The 22,330-nt window shown below is 72.4% G+C and carries 19 protein-coding genes and 1 pseudogene; 8 read left to right on the top strand and 12 right to left on the bottom strand.

The window, feature by feature from the left end; all coding sequences use genetic code 11:
* Window positions 1–1,600 (top strand): annotated as a pseudogene (locus KV205_RS02995) (tetratricopeptide repeat protein); the annotation flags it as partial.
* A 33-nt stretch (window positions 1,601–1,633) separates the two neighbouring features.
* Here KV205_RS02995 and KV205_RS02990 read toward each other — a convergent pair.
* The 3 genes from KV205_RS02990 to panB form a co-directional block, all read right to left on the bottom strand.
* Window positions 1,634–2,497, bottom strand: a complete 864-nt coding sequence (locus tag KV205_RS02990; RefSeq protein WP_265861859.1) for an ABC transporter permease — start codon at window positions 2,495–2,497, stop codon at window positions 1,634–1,636.
* The gene (locus KV205_RS02985; protein WP_265861857.1) at window positions 2,494–3,507 is read right to left on the bottom strand and encodes an ATP-binding cassette domain-containing protein; all 1,014 of its coding nucleotides are present in this window, start codon (window positions 3,505–3,507) and stop codon (window positions 2,494–2,496) included. The genes KV205_RS02990 and KV205_RS02985 overlap by 4 nt, the downstream gene beginning before the upstream one ends.
* 166 nt (window positions 3,508–3,673) lie before the next feature.
* Window positions 3,674–4,537, bottom strand: a complete 864-nt coding sequence (gene panB / locus KV205_RS02980; protein ID WP_265861855.1) for a 3-methyl-2-oxobutanoate hydroxymethyltransferase — start codon at window positions 4,535–4,537, stop codon at window positions 3,674–3,676.
* Between the two features lie 223 nt (window positions 4,538–4,760).
* Between panB and KV205_RS02975 the strand changes: the two genes are divergently transcribed.
* The 3 genes from KV205_RS02975 to KV205_RS02965 all read left to right on the top strand — a co-directional run bounded on the left by KV205_RS02975 (window position 4,761) and on the right by KV205_RS02965 (window position 8,419).
* Window positions 4,761–6,389, top strand: coding sequence for an MFS transporter (locus KV205_RS02975; protein ID WP_265861854.1), 1,629 nt, complete (start codon window positions 4,761–4,763; stop codon window positions 6,387–6,389).
* Between the two features lie 45 nt (window positions 6,390–6,434).
* On the top strand, window positions 6,435–7,121 hold the full coding sequence (locus tag KV205_RS02970; protein WP_265861852.1) for a TetR/AcrR family transcriptional regulator: 687 nt from the start codon (window positions 6,435–6,437) through the stop codon (window positions 7,119–7,121).
* 248 nt (window positions 7,122–7,369) lie between these two features.
* Window positions 7,370–8,419 carry an endonuclease/exonuclease/phosphatase family protein gene (locus KV205_RS02965; RefSeq protein WP_265861851.1) on the top strand — a complete coding sequence of 350 codons (1,050 nt, stop codon included), beginning with the start codon at window positions 7,370–7,372 and terminating at the stop codon, window positions 8,417–8,419.
* A gap of 32 nt (window positions 8,420–8,451) precedes the next feature.
* On the opposite strand, the gene KV205_RS02960 is transcribed toward KV205_RS02965, so the two are convergent.
* From KV205_RS02960 to KV205_RS02935, 6 genes are all read right to left on the bottom strand, one after another.
* On the bottom strand, window positions 8,452–10,215 hold the full coding sequence (locus KV205_RS02960) for an NAD+ synthase (RefSeq protein WP_265861850.1): 1,764 nt from the start codon (window positions 10,213–10,215) through the stop codon (window positions 8,452–8,454).
* Between the two features lie 86 nt (window positions 10,216–10,301).
* Window positions 10,302–11,156, bottom strand: coding sequence for a DUF4190 domain-containing protein (locus tag KV205_RS02955; RefSeq protein WP_265861849.1), 855 nt, complete (start codon window positions 11,154–11,156; stop codon window positions 10,302–10,304).
* 332 nt (window positions 11,157–11,488) lie between these two features.
* Window positions 11,489–11,917, bottom strand: coding sequence for a CBS domain-containing protein (locus KV205_RS02950; RefSeq protein ID WP_265861848.1), 429 nt, complete (start codon window positions 11,915–11,917; stop codon window positions 11,489–11,491).
* Between the two features lie 150 nt (window positions 11,918–12,067).
* Window positions 12,068–12,700 carry a DUF305 domain-containing protein gene (locus KV205_RS02945; RefSeq protein ID WP_265861847.1) on the bottom strand — a complete coding sequence of 211 codons (633 nt, stop codon included), beginning with the start codon at window positions 12,698–12,700 and terminating at the stop codon, window positions 12,068–12,070.
* On the bottom strand, window positions 12,697–13,371 hold the full coding sequence (locus tag KV205_RS02940) for a DUF3105 domain-containing protein (RefSeq protein WP_265861846.1): 675 nt from the start codon (window positions 13,369–13,371) through the stop codon (window positions 12,697–12,699). Before KV205_RS02940 ends, KV205_RS02945 begins: the two co-directional genes overlap by 4 nt.
* Window positions 13,372–13,494: 123 nt before the next feature.
* On the bottom strand, window positions 13,495–13,860 hold the full coding sequence (locus KV205_RS02935) for a hypothetical protein (RefSeq protein ID WP_265861845.1): 366 nt from the start codon (window positions 13,858–13,860) through the stop codon (window positions 13,495–13,497).
* A gap of 297 nt (window positions 13,861–14,157) precedes the next feature.
* Here KV205_RS02935 and KV205_RS02930 point away from each other — a divergent pair, with 297 nt between their 5' ends.
* On the top strand, window positions 14,158–15,519 hold the full coding sequence (locus KV205_RS02930) for a glutamine synthetase family protein (RefSeq protein WP_265861843.1): 1,362 nt from the start codon (window positions 14,158–14,160) through the stop codon (window positions 15,517–15,519).
* Between the two features lie 69 nt (window positions 15,520–15,588).
* Here the strand turns inward: KV205_RS02930 and KV205_RS02925 are convergent, their stop codons facing one another.
* A complete protein-coding gene (locus KV205_RS02925) occupies window positions 15,589–16,008 on the bottom strand; it encodes a proteinase inhibitor I36 SMPI (protein ID WP_265861842.1) in 420 nt (139 codons plus the stop codon).
* A gap of 167 nt (window positions 16,009–16,175) precedes the next feature.
* On the bottom strand, window positions 16,176–17,162 hold the full coding sequence (locus KV205_RS02920; RefSeq protein ID WP_265861841.1) for a helix-turn-helix transcriptional regulator: 987 nt from the start codon (window positions 17,160–17,162) through the stop codon (window positions 16,176–16,178).
* A 156-nt stretch (window positions 17,163–17,318) separates the two neighbouring features.
* Between KV205_RS02920 and KV205_RS02915 the strand changes: the two genes are divergently transcribed.
* Both KV205_RS02915 and KV205_RS02910 read left to right on the top strand, forming a co-directional pair.
* The gene (locus KV205_RS02915; RefSeq protein WP_265861840.1) at window positions 17,319–18,161 is read left to right on the top strand and encodes a helix-turn-helix domain-containing protein; all 843 of its coding nucleotides are present in this window, start codon (window positions 17,319–17,321) and stop codon (window positions 18,159–18,161) included.
* Between the two features lie 73 nt (window positions 18,162–18,234).
* On the top strand, window positions 18,235–18,738 hold the full coding sequence (locus KV205_RS02910) for a GNAT family N-acetyltransferase (protein WP_265861839.1): 504 nt from the start codon (window positions 18,235–18,237) through the stop codon (window positions 18,736–18,738).
* A 24-nt stretch (window positions 18,739–18,762) separates the two neighbouring features.
* Here the strand turns inward: KV205_RS02910 and KV205_RS02905 are convergent, their stop codons facing one another.
* Window positions 18,763–19,194, bottom strand: coding sequence for a VOC family protein (locus KV205_RS02905; RefSeq protein ID WP_265861838.1), 432 nt, complete (start codon window positions 19,192–19,194; stop codon window positions 18,763–18,765).
* A 146-nt stretch (window positions 19,195–19,340) separates the two neighbouring features.
* On the opposite strand from KV205_RS02905, the gene KV205_RS02900 reads away from it, so the two are divergent.
* Window positions 19,341–22,328: a bifunctional [glutamine synthetase] adenylyltransferase/[glutamine synthetase]-adenylyl-L-tyrosine phosphorylase gene (locus tag KV205_RS02900; RefSeq protein WP_265861837.1), complete on the top strand. Its 2,988-nt coding sequence runs from the start codon at window positions 19,341–19,343 to the stop codon at window positions 22,326–22,328.
* Window positions 22,329–22,330: the final 2 nt, after the last annotated feature.

Raw genomic sequence — 22,330 nt, 5'->3', positions numbered from 1 at the left:
CAAGTCCCTCGTCGTCGCCGCGCCCACCGACGCCGGGATGCGCTACCGCCTCCTGGAGACCGTCGCCGAGTACGCCGCCGAGCGGCTCGACGAGGCGGGTGACCGGGGCGCGGCCGAGCGGCGGCATCTCGTGCACTACCGGGAACTCGCCCGGCTCACCGATCCCGAGCTGCGCAACGGGCGGCAGCTGGCCGCCGTCGCGCGGTTCTCCGTCGAGTACGGGAATCTGCGGACCGCGCTGCGGCGGGCCGTCGCCGCGCGGGACGAGGAGGAGGGGCTGCTCCTTGTGCACGCGCTGGTGTGGTTCTGGACGATGCGGGATCTGCGGGCCGACGCGCTGCAGTGGGCGGAGGCGGTCGCGGCGCTCGGGCCGGATCCGTTCGGGCCGGGGATGGCGCCCGCCGGGCCGCTGTACGAGCCGGTGACGGCCGCGCCGCCGCCGCTGGGCGAGGAGCGGTTGTGGGAGGCACGGCGCGGGGTGCGGCTCGTCGAGTTGATGAACATGGACCACGAGACGGGGCGCTGGACGACCCCCGAAGGCGTCGCGCGGCTGCGGCGGATCAACGCCGTGTACCCGCCGGGGCTGCCGCAGACCTGTCGGCTGCCCGGCTCGTTCACCGTCTTCGCCGTCCTCCTCATCGCCGAACCGGGCAGCATGGGCAAGGCCCTGGACGCGCATGTGGCCGCCTGCCGCGCGTACGGCTACGAGTGGGAGCTCGCCAACGCCCTTCAGCTGCGCGCCAACATGCTGGCCAACCGCGCCGACCTGGCCGACCGGGCGGCCGCCGACGCCGAGGAGAGCCTGGAGATCTTCGTACGGCTCGACGACGCGTGGGGCGCGGCCGAGGCGCTGTCGTCCCGGGCCGAGGCCCGCGAGCGGCGGCTCGAATTCGAGGGCGCCGCCGAGGACTACGCGGCCGCCATCGGCTACGCGGAGCGGATCGGCGCCCAGTCGCAGATGGCGCTGCTGCGCGCCCGGTACGCCGAGATGCTCATCGAGACCGGTCGCCGTGAGGAGGCGGAGCGCATCCTGCGCGAGGTCGTGGAGGGCGAGCACGGACGCGGCCACGAGCCGATGCTCGCGGCCCGGATCTTCCTGGCGATGCTGCTCTGCCGCACCGGCCGTACCGACGAGGCACGCGTCCATCTGCAGCGGCTGCTCGACGAGTTCGGCTCCCAGACCCTGTCCATCTTCGAGGGCTTCACGCTCGGCTGCCTGGGCTGGGTGGACGCCCTCGACGGGCGGTACGCCTCCGCGTTCGAGCTGACCCGGCAGGCGTACCGGCGCTCCCTGGGCGGTCTCTCGATGATGGTCGCCCCGCAGATGCCGACGGCCCACCTGATCATCGCCGCCTGGGCGCTGGCCGGGATCGGCGGCCCGGCGGCCCGTACGGCGGCCGTGCTGCTCGGCGCCTCCGCGGGGCTGACGCCGCCCGGGCACCGGGCGCCGCCGACCGAGCGGGAGAACCGCGAACGGGCCACCGAACTCACCCGGGCGGCGCTCGCCGACGACGCCGCCTTCGAGGCCGCGTACGCCGAGGGCGGCGGCCTCTCCCTGGAGGAGGCCGCCGCCCTGCTCGAACGCGCCGACGCGATCTGAGGCGCGCCGAGTCCGTTCCCCCGCGTCGGCGGGTCAGGTCTTCTTGCGGAACTTGGCGACCGCGAGGGGCGCCGTGACCACGGTGATGCCGACCGCCCAGGCGAGCGTCATCCACACCGAGTGGGCGACCGGGCCGCCGTTGATCAGGTTGCGGGCGGCGTCGGCCAGGTTGGACAGCGGGTTGTACTCGGTGAAGGTCTGCAGCCAGCCCGGCATCGTGGTCGGCGTCGCGAAGATCGACGAACCGAACTGCAGCGGCATCAGGACCAGCATGGCCATGCCCTGGACGGCCTGGGCCGTCTTCATGGTGAGGCCGAGCAGGATGAAGATCCACATCAGTGAGGCGCCGAAGACCATCGAGAGTCCGATCGCCGCGAAGAGGTGGAGGACCGAGGTGTGGACCTCCAGGCCGAGCAGGAAGCCCATGCCGAGCAGGATCGCGGTGGCGACCAGCATGCGGCCGACCTCGACGACGATCTTCGCGATGAGGACCGAGGAGCGGGCGATCGGCATGGTCCGGAACCGGTCCATGACGCCCTTCTTGAAGTCGTCGTTGATGCCGGTGCCGACGGCCATCGCGATGTTCATGCCCATCATCGCCATCAGGCCGGGCACCAGGTAGTTCACGTACACCTGCTGGTTGCCCTTGCCGGCCATGGCGCCGCCGAAGACGTACGTGAACAGCAGGATGAAGATGACCGGCATCAGGACCGCGTCGAACATCGACTCCGGGTCCTGCTTGATCTGCAGCGCGTTGCGGCGGGCCAGGGCGCCGATGTGGCGGAGGTTGGCCCGCAGGCCGATCCGGCCGTCGTCGGTGCCGGCGCCGGCCGCCCGCTTCGCGCGCGGGGTGCCGGGGGCGTCCACCGGGGACTGGGGCAGGGTGGTGGTGCTCATGCGGCGACCTCCTGGGGAATCGCGCCGGAATCGTCGGATGCGGAGGCCGTCTTCTCGCCGGTGATGGCGAGGAACACCTCGTCGAGGCTGGGCAGATGGGTGCCGATGTGGGCGATGCCGTAACCGCGGGCGCCGAACAGGCCCACGACGGCGGTCAGCTGCTCGTCGCTGAGGATCGGCACGTACAGCGCGCCCTCGTCGGGGACGACGGTCGCGCCGGCGACCCCGTCGAGACCGGTCTCGCGCAGCGCCGCCGCCATGGCGGACAGGTCGGCCGGGTCGGCCGGGCGGACGGTGAGGGTCCGGCCGCCGACCCGGGCCTTGAGCTCGTCGACCCCGCCCCGGGCGATGACCCGGCCGCGGTCGATGACGGTCAGCTCGCTGGCGAGCTGCTCCGCCTCCTCCATGTACTGGGTGGTGAGCAGCACGGTGGCGCCCTCGGCGACCATCCGCTGCACCTCGTCCCACACCTCGTTGCGGGTGCGCGGGTCGAGGCCGGTGGTGGGCTCGTCCAGGTAGAGCACGGAGGGCCGGCCGATCATGGAGGCGGCCAGGTCGAGTCGGCGCCGCATGCCGCCGGAGTAGGTCATCGCGGGGCGCTTGGCGGCCTCGGTGAGCGAGAAGCGCTCCAGCATCTCGTCGGCGCGGCGGCGGGCGTCCTTGCGGGAGAGGTCGAGCAGCCGCCCGATCATGTACAGGTTCTCCCAGCCGGACAGCTTCTCGTCGACCGAGGCGTACTGGCCGGTGAGGCCGATGGTGCGGCGCAGCTGGCGGGGCTGGCGCACCACGTCGTATCCGGCGACGACGGCGGTCCCGGCGTCCGGGACGATGAGGGTGGACAGGCAGCGGACGAGGGTGGTCTTGCCGGCGCCGTTGGGGCCGAGGACGCCGAGGACGGTGCCCTCGCGGACGTCCAGGTCGATCCCGTCGACCGCCTTGGTCTCGCCGAAATGCTTCACGAGGCCCCGGACCTCGACGGCGTTGGTGTGTGATCGCGTCATGTCCACCATGGAACACGGGCCCACCGACAGCGCACCGACAGACGACCTACAGCCCCGCCGACAGCCGCCGACAGGCGCCGCCAGATGTCGACAGCCCGCCGACGGGGGACGGTCGGCGGGCTGGGGGCCCCTCCCGCGCCGAAGGCTGCGGGGGAGCGGGTGGTGCCGGAAGTGGCTAGTGGAAGGTGTGCTCCTCGGCGGGGAACGCCCCGCCGGCGACGTCCTCCGCGAAGGCCTTGGCGGCGTCGCCGAGGGTCTCGCGCAGGTTGGCGTACTGCTTGGTGAAGCGCGGCACCTTGCCGCCGGTCAGACCGGCCATGTCGGTCCAGACGAGGACCTGCGCGTCGGTCTCCGGGCCGGCGCCGATGCCGATGGTGGGGATGTGCAGCGAGCGGGTCACCTCGGCGGCCAGCTCGGCCGGGACCAGCTCCAGGACCAGGGCGAAGGCGCCCGCGTCCTGGGCCGCCTTGGCGTCGCGCAGCAGCTTGTGGGCGGCCTCGTCGGAGCGGCCCTGCACCCGGTAGCCCATGGTGTTGACGGACTGCGGGGTCAGGCCCAGGTGGGACATGACGGGGATGCCGGCCTGGACGAGCAGCTCGGTCTGCGGCAGCGAGCGCTCGCCGCCCTCCAGCTTGATCGCGCCGACGCCCGCGTCCTTGATCAGGCGGGTGGCGTTCCGCAGGGCCTGGACGGGCCCTTCCTGGTACGAGCCGAAGGGCAGGTCGCCGACGACGAGGGCGCGCCTGGTGCCCCGGACGACGGCGGCGGACAGCAGGGTCATCTCGTCCATCGTGACGGGCACGGTGGTGTCGTAGCCGAGATGGCAGTTGCCCATGGAGTCGCCGACGAGGATCACCGGGATCCCGGCCTCGTCGAAGACGGAGGCGGTCATGGCGTCGTAGGCGGTGAGCATGGGCCACTTCTCGCCGCGGGCCTTGGCGGCGGCGATGTCGTGGACGGTGATGCGGCGGGTGCCCTTCCCTCCGTACAGCGCCTTGCTGCTGTCGGCGGGCGGTTTCTGGGCAGCCTGAAGCGTCATGGTGAACGGCTCCTTCTGTCATCTCGAGGCGCCCTGTGGCGTCCCCGGACCACATCCATGGTGGCACTTTCCGGGCCGGACGGGGAAGCGGGGCGGGGGAGGGCGTCGGCGTGGCGCTGTTCACACCGCCGCAACACGAGGACCCCGGGGCCGCAGCGTAAAGACTCTGCCAGCTTTTTCGATACGAGACGGTCTCGTATCGAAATAGGGCTAGGGTGGGACCATGTCTCAGCCGTCCCCTGTCTCCGCTGCCCCCGCGGGAGCGCCGCACCGCGTTCCCGAGGCCGTGCACCGCCGCCGTTGGGCGATACTCGGCGTGCTCATGCTCAGCCTGCTGATCGTCGTCCTCGACAACTCGATCCTCAACGTCGCCGTCAAGACCATCGCCAGCCCCGCGCCCACCGGCATCGGCGCGACCCAGAGCGAGCTCGAGTGGGCGATCAACTCCTACACGCTCGTCTTCGCCGGCCTCCTGTTCACCTCCGGCCTGCTCGGCGACCGGCTCGGCCGCAAGCGGATCCTGCTCTTCGGCATCACCGTCTTCGGCCTCGGCTCCGCGCTCGCCGCGTTCTCCACCAGCCCCGGCGAGCTCATCGCCTACCGGGCGTTGATGGGCCTCGGCGCCGCCTTCGTCATGCCCGCCACCCTCGCCGTCCTCATGAACGTCTTCGAGCGCGACGAGCAGCCCAAGGCCATCGGCATCTGGGCCGGCAGCGTCGGCCTCGCCATCGCCGTCGGACCCATCACCGGCGGCATCCTCCTGGAGCACTTCTGGTGGGGCTCGATCTTCCTGATCAACGTGCCCGTGGTGATCCTCGCCCTGGCCCTGATGACCTGGCTCGTCCCCGAGTCCAAGGACCCCAGGCCCGGCCGCGTCGACCTGCCCGGCGTGCTGCTCTCCGTGCTCGGCCTCGTGCTCCTCGTGTACGGCATCATCCGCGGCGGCGAGCTCGCCAGCTTCACCGACGTCACCGTGCTGCTCCCGGCCCTCGCCGGCCTCGCGGTCCTCGTCGGCTTCGTCCTGTACGAGAAGCGCGCCGACCACCCGGCGCTCGACGTCTCGTACTTCCGCAAGCCCGCCTTCTCGGCCGCCGTCGCCGCCATCGCCCTGGTCTTCTTCGCCCTCATGGGCGTGACCTTCTTCTCCGCCTTCTACCTGCAGAGCGTCCGCGGCTACAGCGCCCTGCAGTCCGGCCTGCTGATCCTGCCGCTCGCCATCGCCCAGATGGTCTTCGCGCCGCGGGCCCGCCTCGTCGTGGAGCGCTTCGGAGCCAAGGCCGTCTGCACCGTCGGCATGCTCGCCGTCGCCGTCGGCCTGGCCGCCTTCGCCTTCTTCGACGCCGGCACGCCCGTCTGGGTCCTGGAGGTCGTCTTCTTCCTGCAGGGCGCGGGCATGGCGCACATCATGCCGCCGGTCACCGTCGCCGTGATGCAGTCGCTGCCGCGCGAGAAGGCCGGCTCCGGCTCGGCCATCAACAACACCTTCCGGCAGGTCGGCGGCGCGCTCGGCGTGGCCGTCCTCGGCTCGGTGCTCTCCAGCACCTACCGGGGCGAGATCGAGGGGCACCTCGGCGCCGTCCCGGCCGCCCTGCGCGACACCGCCGGCGAGTCCATCGAGGCCACCCTCGCCGTCGCCGAGAAGCTCGGCCCGGCCGGCCGCGGCCTGGTCACCCCGGCGTACGACGCCTTCCTCGACGCGATGCACATCACCGCGATCGGCTCGGCCGCCGTCGCCGTCCTCGGCGCCGTCGTGGTCGCCGTCTTCCTGCCCGGCCGCACCCCGGCCGGCGAGGCACCGGCGGGCGCCGTCCCCGGCACCCGCGCGGAAGCGGGAGAATCGGTTCCGAGGTAGGCGTCGGGCCGGCGGAGCGGGCCCAGGAGGAGAGGCGGAACGGACGTGTCGCAGCGCTCGCAGCAGGACGGCGGGGCAGCACCTGCCCCTGCTCCCGTCCCCGCTCCCGTCCCCGGCTGCCCGGGCCCGGAGGGTGGCGCGGTACGGCGCGGCCGGCCCCGCAGCGAGGCCGCCGACCAGGCCATCTTCGACGCCGTGGTGGCCCTCCTGGAGAGCGGTCTGTCGCTCGCCGAGGTCTCCATCGAGAAGATCGCCCGCACCGCCGGCGTCGGCAAGGCGACCATCTACCGCCGCTGGCCCGGCAAGGACGAACTCTTCGTCGACCTGCTGCGCTCCGTCGACCCCCCGGACCCGGTCCTTCCCGGCACCTCGGTACGGGACGACCTCATCGCCTTCCTCGAAGCGGTGCGGCAGCGCGGGCTCGCCAAGCGGGCCTCCGCCCTGAACAGCGTCTTCTCGCAGATGCAGCTCTACCCCAAGCTGTGGGACGCCTACCACCAGTGCGTCATCGAACCCCGCCGCCGGATGGGCATGGACGCCATCCGGCGCGGCATGGAGCGCGGCGAGCTGCGCACCGACCTCGACCCCGAGATCGTCAACGACCTCTTCGTCGGGCCGGTGCTGCTGCGCACCGTCCTGCGGCCCGGCGCCTCCCTCGACCCCGAACTGCCGGAGCAGATCGTCGACGCCGTCCTCACCGGGCTGCGCCCGCCGGCGCCCACGCAGCCCTGACCACGGTCCTGACCACGGTCCTGACCACGGTCCTGACCACGGCCCTGACCATGGGCGAGTGACCCGGAGTCAGACGACCCGGACGAATGTGCGCGTTCTGTCACAGCCCACCGCACCGCGCCACCTGCAGGAACCCGCCACGCGCGGGTGTCGTCCCTCGATGCGTACGACCGACCCGGAATCGCCTAGTGTCGGGACCGGGTCGCACAGCAAGGCAGCACGGCAGCAAGGCAGTGAGGACGGCAGCGATGGCGCGGGTGGACATGACGGAGACCGAGGACGGCGGAACGCCGGGCGACCAGGGCTCCGCCTCCCGGCCGGCGGCGCGGCCGGGCGGCCGGTTCGCCCGCTGGCTCGGCGGCTGGCGCGGCGACCGTGGCATCTGGCGCCGCGGCATCGTCCTCGCGGTGTGCGCCGTACTGGTCGCCCTGGTCATGGTGTTCCACGCCGACATCCCCAACCGGGTGGGCAACCTGGGCAGTCTGATCGAGACCTTCCTGCCCTGGTTCGGCCTGTCCGTGCCGCTGCTGCTCGTATGCGCGCTGCTGCGCCGCTCCGCGACCGCGCTGATCGCGCTGCTCCTGCCGGCCGTGGTCTGGCTCAACCTCTTCGGCGGCCTCGTCGTCGACAAGTCGCAGTCGGGCGGCGACCTGACCGTCGTCTCCCACAACGTGAACGCCGACAACCCCGACCCCGAGGGCACCGCCCGCGAACTCGCCGCCTCCGGCGCCGACGTCATCGCCCTGGAGGAGCTCAAGGGCGACATGGTCCCGGCCTACGAGCAGGCCCTCGCCGCCGCGTTCCCGCACCACTCGGTGCAGGGCACGGTCGGCCTGTGGAGCAAGTACCCGCTGCGCGACGCCCGTCCGGTCGACATCCGGCTCGGCTGGACCCGCGCGATGCGCGCCACCGTCGCCGCCCCGGCCGGCGAGGTCGCCGTGTACGTCGCCCATCTGCCCTCCGTACGGGTCAAGATGAACGCCGGCTTCACCGCCAACCAGCGCGACGACAGCGCCGACGCCCTCGGCGAGGCCATCGCCCACGAGCGGAACAGGCGCGTCGTGCTGCTCGGCGACCTCAACGGCACCATGAACGACCGCGCGCTCAACGGAGTGACCTCCCAGCTGCGTTCCACCCAGGGCGCGGCGGGCGACGGCTTCGGCTTCAGCTGGCCGGCGTCCTTCCCGATGGCCCGGATCGACCAGATCCTGGTGCGCGACCTCGAACCGATGGCGTCCTGGACGCTGCCGGAGACGCGCAGCGACCACCTTCCGGTGGCCGCCCGCGTCAAGCTGTAGCCGTCAGGCTCTGACCGGCGTCGCCCCCGGTCTCAGGAGGTCTTCTCCCGCCACCGGTTGGTGATGGGCAGCCGGCGGTCCTTGCCGAAGCCCTTCGCGGAGATCTTCGTGCCCGGCGGGTACTGGCGCCGCTTGTACTCGGCGATGTCGACCATCCGCAGGGTCCGCGCCACCAGTTCCGCGTCGAAGCCCGCCGCCACGATCTCGTCCCGGCCCCGGTCCCGGTCCACGTACAGCTCCAGGATCCGGTCCAGGACCCCGTAGTCGGGCAGCGAGTCCGTGTCGACCTGCCCCGGGCGCAGCTCCGCGCTCGGCGGCTTGGTCAGGGTGTTCTCGGGGATCGGCGGGGTCTGGCCGCGCTCCTCGGCGGCCCGGTTGCGCCAGCGGGCGAGCCGGAAGACGTCCGTCTTGTAGACGTCCTTGATGGGCCCGTACGCGCCGACCGAGTCGCCGTACAGCGTCGAATAGCCCACCGCCAGCTCGGACTTGTTGCCCGGCGCCAGCACGATGTGACCCTCCTCGTTGGAGAGCGCCATCAGCATCGTGCCGCGCAGCCGCGACTGCAGGTTCTCCTCGGCGAGGCCGGTGAGCGCCAGCGCCCCCATGTACGCGTCGAACATCGGCTCGATGGACACCGTACGGAAGTTGAGGCCGGTGCGCCGGGCCAGTTCGGCGGCGTCGCCGCGCGAGTGGTCGGAGGAGTACTTCGAGGGCATCGACACCCCGTACACGTTCGCCGCGCCGAGCGCGTCGCAGGCGATCGCGGCGACGAGCGCCGAGTCGATGCCGCCGGACAGGCCGATCAGGACCGAACGGAAGCCGTTCTTGGCGACGTACGCGCGCAGGCCCACGACGAGCGCCGAGTAGACCTCCTCGTCGTCGTCGAGCCGGTGCGCGAAACCGCCGGTCACCTCCGGCTCGTACGCCGGCAGCGGCTCCTCGGAGACCACCACGCGGTCGATCCGCAGCCCGTCGTCCACCACCCCGTCCGGGGCCCCGGCGAGCGGGGCGGCGGCCGGCAGGTCGAGGTCCAGGACCAGACAGCCCTCGCTGAACTGCGGGGCGCGCGCCAGGACGTCGCCGGCGGCGTCGACGACGATCGAGTCGCCGTCGAAGACCAGCTCGTCCTGCCCGCCCATCATGGCCACGTAGGCCGTGGTGCAGCCGGCCTCCTGGGCGCGCTTGCGGACCAGTTCGAGCCGGGTGTCGTCCTTGTTGCGCTCGTACGGGGAGGCGTTGACGGAGAGCAGCAGCCCGGCCCCGGCGCTGCGCGCCGCCGGCACCCGGCCGCCCTCCTGCCACAGGTCCTCGCAGATGGCGAGGGCCACGTCCACGCCGTGGACGCGCAGCACGGGCAGGGTGTCGCCCTGCACGAAGTAGCGGTACTCGTCGAAGACCCCGTAGTTCGGCAGGTGGTGCTTGGCGAAGCGCAGCACCACCTCGCCGCGGTGCAGCACCGCGGCCGCGTTCTCCGGCGACCCGGCGGGCCGGCCGAGCCGGGGCGCGGCCCGCTCGGAGCGGTCGAGATAGCCCACGACCACGGGCAGTTCGCCGAGCCCCTCGTCGGCGAGCCGCCGCCCGAGCGCCGCGAGGGCGGCCCGGGAGGCCTCGACGAACGAGGGGCGCAGCGCCAGGTCCTCGACGGGATACCCGGTGAGCGTCATCTCCGGGAACGCCACGAGGTGCGCCCCCTGGGCGGCGGCGTGCCGGGTCCAGTGGACGACGGCCTCGGCGTTCCCGGCGAGGTCGCCGACGGTGGAGTCGATCTGATTCAGGGCGAGGCGTAGTTGAGGCACGCGCTCAGTTTATCGTCAACTCGACGCTATGTCCTGCGGATGGCCCACCGGCCCTGCGGATGGCCCCACCGGCCGGGCGCCGGCCGTCACTTCGTCGGGCCGGTCCAGATCTGCGACTCGTGCTCCAGGACCGTCGGCGACAGCTCGATCTGGAGCTGACCGGCCGCGGCGGGCGGCAGTGAGAAGGTGAAGTCGGCCTTGGCCTGCTTGCCCGGGAGCACCTTGCCCTCGAAGGGCTTCGACGCGTAGCTGCCGTCGAAGACCATGTCGGCGGCGGCGCCTTCGGCGTCCTTGGCGTCCGGCAGCGCGGCGGCGAGCGCCAGCGGCTTGTCGGTGCCGTTGACGATGGTGATCGTCACCTGGAACGCCTTGTTGCCCTCGGTGTGGCCCGCCGCGAAGCCGTCCGGCGTGTGCGCCCGCGGCTTGGAGACGGTGACCTTGATCCCGTCCTCGTACGTGAAGGTGTCGCCGAACTTCAGCGCCGCGGGAGCCTTCTCGGTGGGCTCCGCCGCAGGCCCGTCGGTGCTCTCGCCGCCCGGCGCGGCGGAGGAGGTCGCCGCGCCGCCCTTCGGGTACTGCGCGTCCTCGAGGTCCTTGGCGGCCTCCTTGACCGCCGTGGCGAAGACGATCACCCAGACGACCGCGACGATCATCGCCAGGATGCCCAGGACGAGCCCGGTGACCGCCATGCCCTTGTTCGTCGCGAGGCCCTTGCCGGCCCGGACGGTCCCCACGATGCCGAAGACCAGCGCGAGCAGGCCCAGGATCGCGCCGAGCCAGAAGAGGAACGGGATGATCGCGGTGACCAGTCCGACGATGCCGAGGACCAGGGCCGCGACGCCGAGTCCGTTGCTGGGCTGCGGGAGCGGGGGCTGCGGCGCGCCCGGTGTCCCCGGCGGGCCCCAGGGCTGCTGGGCGGGGGAGGGGCTGGGCATGGTCATGCGGTGTCCTTCGCGAGACGGCCGTGCGGACGGCATGGGGTGCCGGCACGTCGCCCCACCCCTGGAGATCATGACCGTAAGCCAGATGTCGGTGTAAGGACCAGGGAATTGTGGAGGGGGTGAGCGGTTTGTGCGTGAAACGTGATCACGTCCGGGTCTTCGCGCCCCTGTGTGAGCACACGTCGGCCCGGCGGCTCGGCGCCCCTGGCGAGGCGGCCGAGTCGTCGGGCCGTCCGGTCACGCGGTCACGCGGTCATGCGTCACGTGGTCACGCGGCCACGCGCCACGTGGTCACGTGGTTACGCGGTCACGTGGTCAGGTCGATCGCTCGGTCACTTGGTCATGGACGCCGCGTACACGCTCTCGCAGAACGCCTTCAGCTGCTCGTCCGAGAGATGCTGGGCCAGATCGGCCTCGCTGATCATGCCGACCAGGCGCTTGTCCTCGACGACCGGGAGACGCCGGATCTGGTGGCTCTGCATCTCGTCCAGGACCGCGCTGACGTCCGAACCCGCCTCGATCCAGCGCGGGGTGCCCTTGGCCATCTCACCGCAGGTCATCTTCGCCGGGTCGTGGCCCATGGCCACACAGCCGACGACGATGTCGCGGTCCGTGATGATGCCGCACAGCCGCTCGTCCTTGTCGGCGATGGGCAGCGCGCCCACCTTGTGGTCGCGCATCATCTGGGCGGCGCGGTCGAGCGTCTCGTGGGCCGGGATCCACTGGGCTCCCGGGTGCATGATGTCCTTCGCCGTGGTCATGGGGTACGTACCTTTCGTAGAACGATCCCGTACGCCTCGTACCTCGTACGTACGTCCCCGAGCGCTCCCATTCTGCGGGCGTGACGCGGCCCCCGCGACCGCAGACGGGTCACGGGGGCCGGCGTGTCGGCGGCGTGTCGGCGGAGGGGGTCAGGCCCCGGCGCCGCGCTCCCTGAGCATGTCCGCCATCAGCTTGATCTCGGACTCCTGCGCGTCGACCATGCCCTGCGCGAGATCGCGCTCGACGCCCGGCACGCAGCGCTCCACACAGCCCTGCGCCATGTGGATGCCGCCCTTGTGGTGGTCGGTCATCAGCTTCAGATAGAGCACCTCGGCCTCGCGGCCGGACGCCTTGCGCAGCTGGTCGAGCTCCGCCCGGGTCGCCATGCCCGGCATCAGCTCGCCGTCCTCGCCGCCCAGGTCCACGCCCATGCCCATCCAGGTCATCGGCGCCACCCCGGACTGCACCTTCGGCAGCCCCCACAGGTCGAGCCAGCCGAACAGCATGCCGCGCTGGTTGGCCTGGGTGTTGGCGATGTCGTACGCGAGCCGGCGCACCGCCTCGTCCTTCGTCCGGTCCCGGACGATGAAGGACATCTCGACGGCCTGCTGGTGGTGGACCGCCATGTCCCGGGCGAAGCCCGCGTCGGCCGACTCGGCGGTCGGCGTGCTCGGGCCCTCGTCGTCCCGGTCGGCGGAGGCGACGGTGACCGCGCCGCCCGCGAACAGCAGCGCGAGGACCACGGCGGTGACGGACGCCCACTGCGTCCGGTTCAGCTTCACTGGCCCATCCCGGCGCCGCCCTGGCCGTCGGCGCCGACGCCGCCGGTGCAGGCCGCGCCCGGCTCGGGGGTCTGCGGGCCGGCCACGTACTTGGTGAAGAACGCGTCCACGCGCGGGTCGTCGGCGCCGTCCACGGTCACCTGCTTGCCCCAGGCGCTCAGCATGATCGCGCCCGACTGGTTGTCGATCGGGCTCATCAGCGAGTACGGGGTCTTCTTGACCTTGGCCTTCAGCTTCTCCAGGTCGCCCTGCGCGGCCTTCTTGTTGTACGTCACCCAGACCGCGCCGTGCTCCAGGGAGTGCACGGCGTTGGTGTCGTTGACCGGCTTGTCGTAGACGTCGCCGTTGCAGTTCTGCCAGACCGGGTTGTGGTCGCCGCCGACCGGCGGGTTCATGTCGTACTTCACCGGGGTCTGGACGTGGTTGCGGCCCAGCTTCTTCGCGTCCCAGGACTTCTCGTCCTTGATGGGCGCCTTCGCGGCCGCCTCCTGCTGCTCCTGCTTGGTGTTCTCCTTGTTGATCACCCAGCCGCCGAAGCCGACGAGGCCGAGGACCACGACGGCGCTGATGCCGATCGTGAGGAAGCGGTTGCGGCGCTCGCGGGCCTGCTCGGCGCGGCGCATCTCCTCTATCCGGGCGCGGCGGTCGGCAGTGGTGGAGCGGTTCGCCATGATGATGTCGTCCTTCTGGAAGTCTGGGGGGAAGTGGTTCGGGGCGTGCGTTCGGGGCGTGCGAGAGGGCACGAACGCCTGGTGCGGGGTCGGGACGCGGTCGGTCGGTCCCGGCGCCTACGTCTACGTCCGCAGGACTTGAAGGACATGCAGGTCCGGCGCCCGGGGCCGGGCATCGGGGTGCGCCGGCCGCCCGTCGCCGAGCGCCTCGCCGGCGCGGGCCGGCCGCCCGGCCGCCTGCAGCGGCGGATCGAGCGGCGGCGCGCTGAGCACGGCGGGGGAGAGCGCCGGGAAGAGGGAGCAGTCGCCCCGCCCGTACGGGCAGGCGTACTGCTCGTCGTCCAGGGCCTTCGCGCGGGCCGGGGCGGGCGTCCCGGCGGCGACCGTCTGCGCGGCCGGCCGGGGCTCCCGGTGGCCGGACCCGGACCGGTGGCCGAGGGGGTCGGAGACGCCCAGACAGAGGAAGAGCGCGCCGAGGAGCGTCGCCACCGCACTCACCAGTGCCGTGGGACGCAGGTGCCAGGATCGGCGTACGAGCCGTGGGCCCCCCATGGGCGCCGATCGTAGTGCCAGAAGGGGGTCCGTGGGCCGAACGGGGTACCACTCGGTACCGGTCAGGGCGGCGGCCCGCGCTTTTCGGCCCTTCCCCCGTTACCTGTGTCACAACGGAGCAGGCAGTATGGGTGTGCAACGTGCACGAAACCAAGTGGTGGGATGCTCAGGCGCCACCCGAAGTGCTCGAGGCGGTGGGAACAGGCGGCCTGATCAGCGAGGATGGGTGTGAAAATGGACAAGCAGCAGGAATTTGTGCTCCGTACGCTGGAGGAGCGCGACATCCGCTTCGTGCGTCTGTGGTTCACCGACGTGCTCGGCTTCCTGAAGTCGGTGGCGGTGGCCCCCGCCGAGCTGGAGCAGGCCTTCGACGAGGGCATCGGCTTCGACGGCTCCGCGATCGAGGGCTTCGCCCGGGTCTACGAGTCGGACATGATCGCCAAGCCCGACCCGGGCACCTTCCAGATCCTGCCGTGGCGCGCGGAGGCCCCGGGCACGGCCCGGATGTTCTGCGACATCCTCATGCCGGACGGCTCGCCGTCCTTCGCGGACCCGCGCTACGTCCTGAAGCGCGCCCTCGCCAAGACCTCGGACCTGGGCTTCACCTTCTACACCCACCCCGAGATCGAGTTCTTCCTCCTGAAGGACAAGCCGCTCGACGGCACCCGGCCCACCCCGGCCGACAACTCCGGCTACTTCGACCACACCCCGCAGAACGTCGGCATGGACTTCCGCCGCCAGGCGATCACGATGCTGGAGTCGATGGGCATCTCGGTGGAGTTCTCCCACCACGAGGGCGCGCCGGGCCAGCAGGAGATCGACCTGCGCTACGCGGACGCGCTGTCCACCGCCGACAACATCATGACCTTCCGCCTGGTCATGAAGCAGGTGGCCCTGGAGCAGGGCGTGCAGGCGACGTTCATGCCGAAGCCGTTCTCCGAATTCCCGGGCTCGGGCATGCACACCCACCTGTCGCTCTTCGAGGGCGACCGGAACGCGTTCTACGAGTCGGGCGCCGAGTACCAGCTGTCCAAGGTGGGCCGCTCCTTCATCGCCGGCCTGCTGAAGCACGCGGGCGAGATCGCGGCCGTCACCAACCAGTGGGTCAACTCCTACAAGCGCATCTGGGGCGGCTCGGGCCGCACCGCCGGCTCCGGCGGCGAGGCCCCCGCGTACATCTGCTGGGGCCACAACAACCGCTCCGCGCTGATCCGCGTCCCGATGTACAAGCCGGGCAAGATGGGCTCCTCGCGCGTCGAGGTCCGCTCCATCGACTCGGGCGCCAACCCCTACCTGACGTACGCGGTCCTGCTCGCCGCCGGCCTCAAGGGCATCGAGGAGGGTTACGAACTCCCGGCCGGCGCCGACGACGACGTCTGGGCCCTCAGCGACGCCGAGCGCCGCGCGATGGGCATCGAGCCCCTGCCGCAGAACCTCGGCGAGGCGATCACCCTGATGGAGCGCAGCGAACTGGTCGCGGAGACGCTGGGCGAGCACGTCTTCGACTTCTTCCTCCGCAACAAGAAGCAGGAGTGGGAGGAGTACCGCTCCGAGGTCACCGCCTTCGAGCTCCGCAAGAACCTGCCGGTGCTGTAGCGCTGCGGAAACGGCGCCGACCGCCGGCGGAGGCCGGCGGTCGGTGGTCGGTGGTGCACCAGTGGTGCGTCAGGAGACGAGCAGCTTGTTGGGGTTGCCGCCGCCGGTGCAGACGGCGCCGCGCATGCCGTAGAAGGCCACGGAAGTGGTGTTGCTGCTGAAGCCGCCGGAGTAGATCGGCGACTCGGGCCGGTACGCCTTGTAGATGTCGCTCCAGTAGTAGACGTCGACCATGACCGGCAGGTTGTTCACGTACGACTTGATGCCGTTGTAGAAGCCGGTCTCGCCGTAGTGGCCGAGGGCGATGCAGTTCGTGGCGGTGGTCTTGGACGTGACGTCGATGTCGACGTAGTTGGTGTCCTCGGACAGACAGAGGGTGGCCGCGGGGCAGCCGCCCTCCGCCGCCGCGGGCGTCGTCGTCACCGCCGTGCCGGCGGCCGCCAGGGCGAGGGCGGACAGGGCGACGGCCGACTTGCGCTTGAGACTCATGGAAGGGCTCCGTTCTCGTCGGTGTGGTGCCGGACGTGCGGCGGCCGTGGGGACCGCCGCGGCACGAGCTTGCCGATCACCCGGCGGCGGCCACCACGGCGAACGGTCTGCGGGATCCCGCACTGCGGGAACTCGCGACGGGACGAAGAGGCGCGGAAACGGACACATCAGGGCGCGCGCAGGGCGCCGTTCTCGGCGAGCAGGTAGGCGAGATGGGCCCGGCTGCGGCTGCCCCAGGCGGTCGAGGCGCGGCTGATGTGGGCCGACACCGAGCGGGCGCTCATGCCGAGCCGGGCCGCGATGCTCGCGTCGGTGTGGCCCTGGACCATCAGCCGGAGCACGCTGAGCTGCTTCTCGTCCGTGAGGAGGGGCGGCGTGCTCGTGGGGGTGTCCACCAGGTCGACCGGTTCGGCCGTGTCCCAGATGAGGTCGAAGACACCGGCGAGGTACGCGGTGATCGCCGGATGCTCGATCAGCAGGGCGTGGTCGGGGCGCGAGTAGCGGTGGTCGGGGATGAGGGCGACGGAACGGTCGTAGAGGATCACCCGGTCGACGAGCAGACCGGTGGTCCGGAACTGCCCGCCCGCCTGCTGCATGGCGGTCATGAACTCGGTCATCGCGGGGTGGCCGCGGACCGTGTGCTGGTAGAGCGTGCGGTGCCGCACCCCGCGGGCGAGCACGTCCGGCAGCTGGCGGGCGGCCTCGGCGAGCGCCGGGGCGGACCGGGGGCCGCCCGGCTGCACGGCCTGCAGCTCCTGCCGGCAGGCGGCGTTGAGCTGCCGCAGCTTCTGGTGGATGACGTCGTTGCCGCGCAGCAGCTGCACGGGCGCCGGCGCCTGCCGGGCCTCCTGGCGGTAGACGGAGTCCGCCTGGGCCAGGGTCCGGCGCAGCGAGAGCAGTTCGCTCTCCCGCTCGCGCAGGGCCTGTTCGAGCGGCTGGACGAGACGGTGCTGGGCGATGTCGGGCGGTACGGGTACCAGCCGGCGGGCGTCGGCCGGGTGCGGGCGGAGCAGCCCGAGCCCGGTCAGGCACGGTGGCGGCGGAGCCGTGAGCACCCCGTGCGAGACGGCGGTCCGGTAGCTCTCGAGGGCCTCTCCGCACAAGCCCGGGCCGTTCTCCTCGTAGTCGTCCCGGCAGTCGTTCTGACAGCGCATCCGATCCCCCCTGGTCGGTGACATGTGCCGTGCGTCGCAGGGGAGTCTGGCGCCGGGTGATCACTCCTTTCCAGGGTGGGAATTCGCAGATAATGGCGGTCGTCCGCGGGGTGGAGAAGAGCGGTGGAGACGAGTGGTGGAGACGAAAGGTGCCGGATGAGGCCGTCGGCCGGTGAGCGAGGCCGTCTGAAGGAGCTGCTGCGGGCGCGCCGGGCGGCGCTCGACCCCGCGGCCCTGGGGTTTCCCGTACGCGGACCGGGACCCGGCCGCCGTGCCGCCGGGCTGACCCAGGAGCAGATGGACACGCTGCTCACCCGCACCCCGGGCACGTACAACCGCTTCGAGAACGGCCAACTCGCCCGCCCCGGCGCCGAACTCCTCACGGCGGTGGCCCGGGCCCTGTGCCTCGACGAGCGGGAGTGGGAGTTCCTGTGGCTGATCAGCCGCGGGGAGCAGCCGCCGCACGCGCTGCACGGCACCTCGGGGATGTTCATCGCCGGACTGTGGCAGCGGGTCGTCGACCAGATCCAGGACGCGCTGGCCTTCATCAGCGACGCCGACTGGAACCTCGTCGCGCACAACGAGGCGTTCCGCCGGTTCATGCCGCGCGGCGAGTGCCCGGCCAACCTCATGCGCTGGATGCTCCTCGACCCCGAGGCGCGCACCGAGGTCCTCACGGACTGGAGCACCCTGTGGGCGCCGGCCATGATGCCGCACGTGAAGCACAGTGTGGCGCTGCGCCCGGGGAGCGCCGGGCTGCTCCGCCTCGAGCGCGACATCCTGGACGATCCCGTTGCCGGACCGCTGTACCGCGCGTGCGCCGCGGCGCCCATCCCGTACGTCGACGGCTCCGAGCTCCCCGCCCGGCACGCCCTCCGCGGCCCGGGCCGCCTGGTGACCTGCCTCGCCGAACCGGTCACGGCGCCGGGCGCCCGGATCAACCTCAGCTTCTTCGTACCGGACGTACCGGACGTACCGGACGTGCCGGACGAGCTCTGACCGCCGTCGACCGGGCCCGGGCCGCGGTCAAATCCGTTGCGCGCGGGCCCGGGCCCGGCCGAGACTTCCGGCCGTGACCGACGTACGCGCCATCGAGACCGACCGCCTCCTGCTCCACCCGCTGACCGCCGCCGAGGCGCAGCGCATCGTGGACGCCGCCCCCGCACCCGGCGACCGCTGGGCCGAGGAGTACCCCGGCCCCGGCGACATCAGGGGCGCCGGCAACTTCCTCAGGGGCGTCGCCGAGCGCGGCGACCCGGGCGTCTACCGGGCGTACGAGATACGGCTGCGCGCGGACGGCGTCACCATCGGCGGCATCGGCTTCCACGGCCCGCCGGACGCCGACGGCGTCGTCACCGTCGGCTACGGCCTGGTCCCCACCGCCCGTGGCCGCGGCTTCGCCGCCGAGTCCCTGCGCGCCCTGATCGCCCGGGCCCGCGAGGCCGGCGCCACCGCGGTCCGCGGCGACGCCGACCTCGACAACCTCCCGTCCCACCGGGTCATGGAGGCCGCGGGCATGACGTACGAGGGAGCGGACGAGAAGATTCGCAACTACCGTCTGGTGTTCGGGCAGTAGCCCCCGGGTCCAGCGCTCCGGCAGCTAGCGCTCCGAGAGCTCTGACGGGGCCTCCTGGACCCACCACCCGTTGCCGTCCGGGTCGGTGAAGGTCAGGAACGAGTTCCAGGTGTCGCCCTTGCCCGCCTCCCAGCCCGTCGCGCCCACGTGCATCACCGGCGTCGCGTGCACGCCCGCCGCGAGCAGCTGCTCGCGCGCCGCCTCGATGTCGGTGACGCAGAGCTGGAGGCCGTGCAGGGCGCCGGGGGCCATGACCCCGGTGCCGGGGAACGGGGGCATGCCCTGGATCAGGGAGATCGAGCAGCGCGAGCCGGGCGGGGTGATCTGGATGATGCGGACGCCCGGCGACACCTCCTGATCCAGGTCGACCGTGAAGCCGAGCTTCCCGCCGTAGAACTCCTTGGCCCGGTCCAGGTCCGCGACGGGGACGGTCACCACTTCGAGGGTCCAGTTCATGGCGCCGATTCTGCCGTCCCGACCCCGCCCCGCGCTCTCGAAGCGCCCCTTCGGCGATTCGCCGGATAGGCTCGCTCAGGGACTCTCCCAGGGACGTTCCCAGAGGCTCGCCCAGGGACTCGATCGACCGGTGGAGGAGCGGCGGCATGACGGTGCCGGGACGCAGGAGCAGTACGTTCACCCGGCTGCTGCGGCACGGATTCACCGATCCGTCCGCCGCCGAACGGCTGCTCGGCCTGGACGAGCTTGCCTCGCTGCGCGACGACTCCGTCCTCCTCGACGCCCTCGGCGCCACCGCCGACCCCGACCTCGCCCTGCGCGGCCTGGTCCGGCTCGTCGAGGCCCAGCCGGAGGCCGAGCGCACCACCCTCACCACCACCCTGCTGTCCGCGAAGCCGTTCCGGGACCGGCTGCTCGGCGTCCTCGGCACCTCCGAGGCGCTCGCCGACCACCTGGCCCGGCACCCGCGCGACTGGCAGGCCCTCGTCACGTACGAGGCGGTGGACCTGCACCCCGGGATCGCCGAGTTCGAGCAGGGGCTCGCCGGGGCCGACGAGCCGGTCGCGCTGCGCGTCGCCTACCGCCGCTGCCTGCTCTCCATCGCCGCCCGCGACGTGTGCGGCACCACCGACGTCACCCAGACCGCCGCCGAGCTCGCCGACCTCGCCACCGCCACGCTCCGCGCCGCGCTGCGCATCGCCCGCGCCGCCGCTCCCGACGACGCGGCCGTCTGCCGGCTCGCCGTGATCGCCATGGGCAAGTGCGGCGGCAACGAGCTCAACTACGTCTCCGACGTCGACGTGATCTTCGTCGGCGAGGCAGCGGACGGCGCCGACGAGGCCAAGGCGCTGCAGGCCGCCACCCGGCTAGCCTCCCACCTCATGCGGATCTGCTCGGAGACCACGATCGAGGGCGCCATCTGGCCGGTCGACGCCAATCTGCGCCCCGAGGGCCGCAACGGGCCCCTCGTCCGCACCCTCTCCTCCCACCTCGCCTACTACCAGCGCTGGGCCAAGACCTGGGAGTTCCAGGCACTGCTCAAGGCCCGCCCGGTGGCCGGCGACGCCGAGCTCGGCGCCGCGTACGTCGACGCGCTCTCCCCGCTCGTCTGGCAGGCCGCCGAACGCGAGAACTTCGTCCCCGACGTGCAGAAGATGCGCCGCCGGGTGGTCGACAACATCCCCGCCGCGCAGGTCGACCGCGAGCTGAAGCTCGGCCCCGGCGGACTGCGCGACGTCGAGTTCGCCGTACAGCTCCTGCAGCTGGTGCACGGGCGCAGCGACGCCACCCTGCACAGCGGCACCACCCTCGCCGCCCTCGCCGCGCTCGCCGCCGGCGGCTACGTCGGCCGCGCCGACGCCGCCCAGCTCGACGACGCCTACCGCTTCCTGCGCGCCCTGGAGCACCGCATCCAGCTGTTCCGGCTGCGCCGCACCCACCTGGTGCCCGAGGGCGCGGAGGACCTGCGGCGCCTCGGCCGTTCCCTCGGCCTGCGCACCGACCCGGTCGCCGAGCTCAACCGCGAGTGGCGGCGACACGCGGCGGTGGTGCGCCGCCTGCACGAGAAGCTGTTCTACCGCCCGCTGCTCGACGCGGTCGCCCAGCTCGCCCCCGGCGAGATCCGGCTCAGCCCGGAGGCCGCCGGACAGCGCCTCGAAGCCCTCGGTTACGCGGACCCCGCCGCCGCCCTGCGCCACCTGGAGGCGCTGTCCTCCGGCGTCAGCCGCAAGGCCGCGATCCAGCGCACGCTCCTTCCGGTGCTGCTCGGCTGGTTCGCCGACTCGGCCGACCCGGACGCCGGACTGCTCGGCTTCCGCAAGGTCTCCGACGCGCTCGGCAAGACCCCCTGGTACCTGCGGCTCCTTCGCGACGAGGGCGCCGCCGCCGAGAACCTGGCCCGCGTCCTGTCCGCCGGCCGGCTCGCCCCCGACCTGCTGCTCCGCGCCCCCGAGGCGGTCGCGATCCTCGGCGACCCCGAGGGCCTGAAGCCGCGCGGCCGCGAACACCTGGAGCAGGAGGTCCTGGCCGCGGTGGGCCGCGCCGACGGCGCCGAGCAGGCGGTGGCCGCCGCCCGCGGCGTACGGCGCCGGGAGCTGTTCCGTACCGCGGCGGCCGACCTCATCCGCTCGTACGGCACCGAGGACAGCCCCCGCGAACCCGACCCCGGCGCCCTGGTCGACCGGGTCGGGCAGGCCGTCACCGACCTCAACGCCGCCACCCTCGCCGGCGCGCTGCGCGCCGCCGTGCGCGCCGAGTGGGGCGACACCCTCCCGACCCGCTTCGCGGTGATCGGCATGGGCCGCTTCGGCGGCCACGAGCTGAGCTACGGCTCCGACGCCGACGTGCTCTTCGTGCACGAGCCGCGCGAGGGCGTGGACGAGCAGGAGGCCGCCCGGGCCGCCACCCGGGTCGTCACCGAGATGCGCCGGCTGCTCCAGCTGCCCACCGCCGACCCGCCGCTCCTCATCGACGCCGACCTGCGCCCGGAGGGCAAGAGCGGCCCCATGGTCCGCACCCTGAAGTCCTACGAGGCCTACTACCGCCGCTGGTCCCTGGTCTGGGAGAGCCAGGCCCTGCTGCGCGCCGAGCCGATGGCGGGCGACCCGGAGCTCGGCGCCCGCTTCATCGAGCTGATCGACCCCCTGCGCTATCCCATGGAGGGCCTCGGCGAGGAGGCGGTCCGCGAGATCCGCCGCCTCAAGGCCCGCATGGAGACCGAACGCCTGCCGCGCGGCGCCGACCCCACCCTGCACGCCAAACTGGGCCGCGGCGGCCTCAGCGACGTCGAGTGGACGGTCCAGCTCCTCCAGATGCGCCACGGCTGGGCCGAACCGGGCCTGCGCACCACCCGCACCCGCGCGGCCCTGGCCGCCGCCCACGCCGCCGGCCTGATCCCCACCGAGGAGGCCCAGACCCTCGACGAGGCCTGGGTCCTCGCCACCCGCGTCCGCAACGCCGTGATGCTGGTCCGCGGCCGCCCCGGCGACACCTTCCCCTCCGAACCCCGCGAACTCGCCGCCGTCGGCCGCTACCTCGGCTACACCCCGGGCCACGTCGGCGAACTGGTCGACGACTACCGCCGCATCACACGGCGTGCGCGGGCGGTGATGGAGGAGCTGTTCTACGGGGCGTAGCG

Source organism: Streptomyces sp. SKN60 (assembly GCF_026236535.1).
Lineage (GTDB): Bacteria > Actinomycetota > Actinomycetes > Streptomycetales > Streptomycetaceae > Streptomyces.
This window is presented reverse-complemented; position numbering and strand designations above follow the sequence as displayed.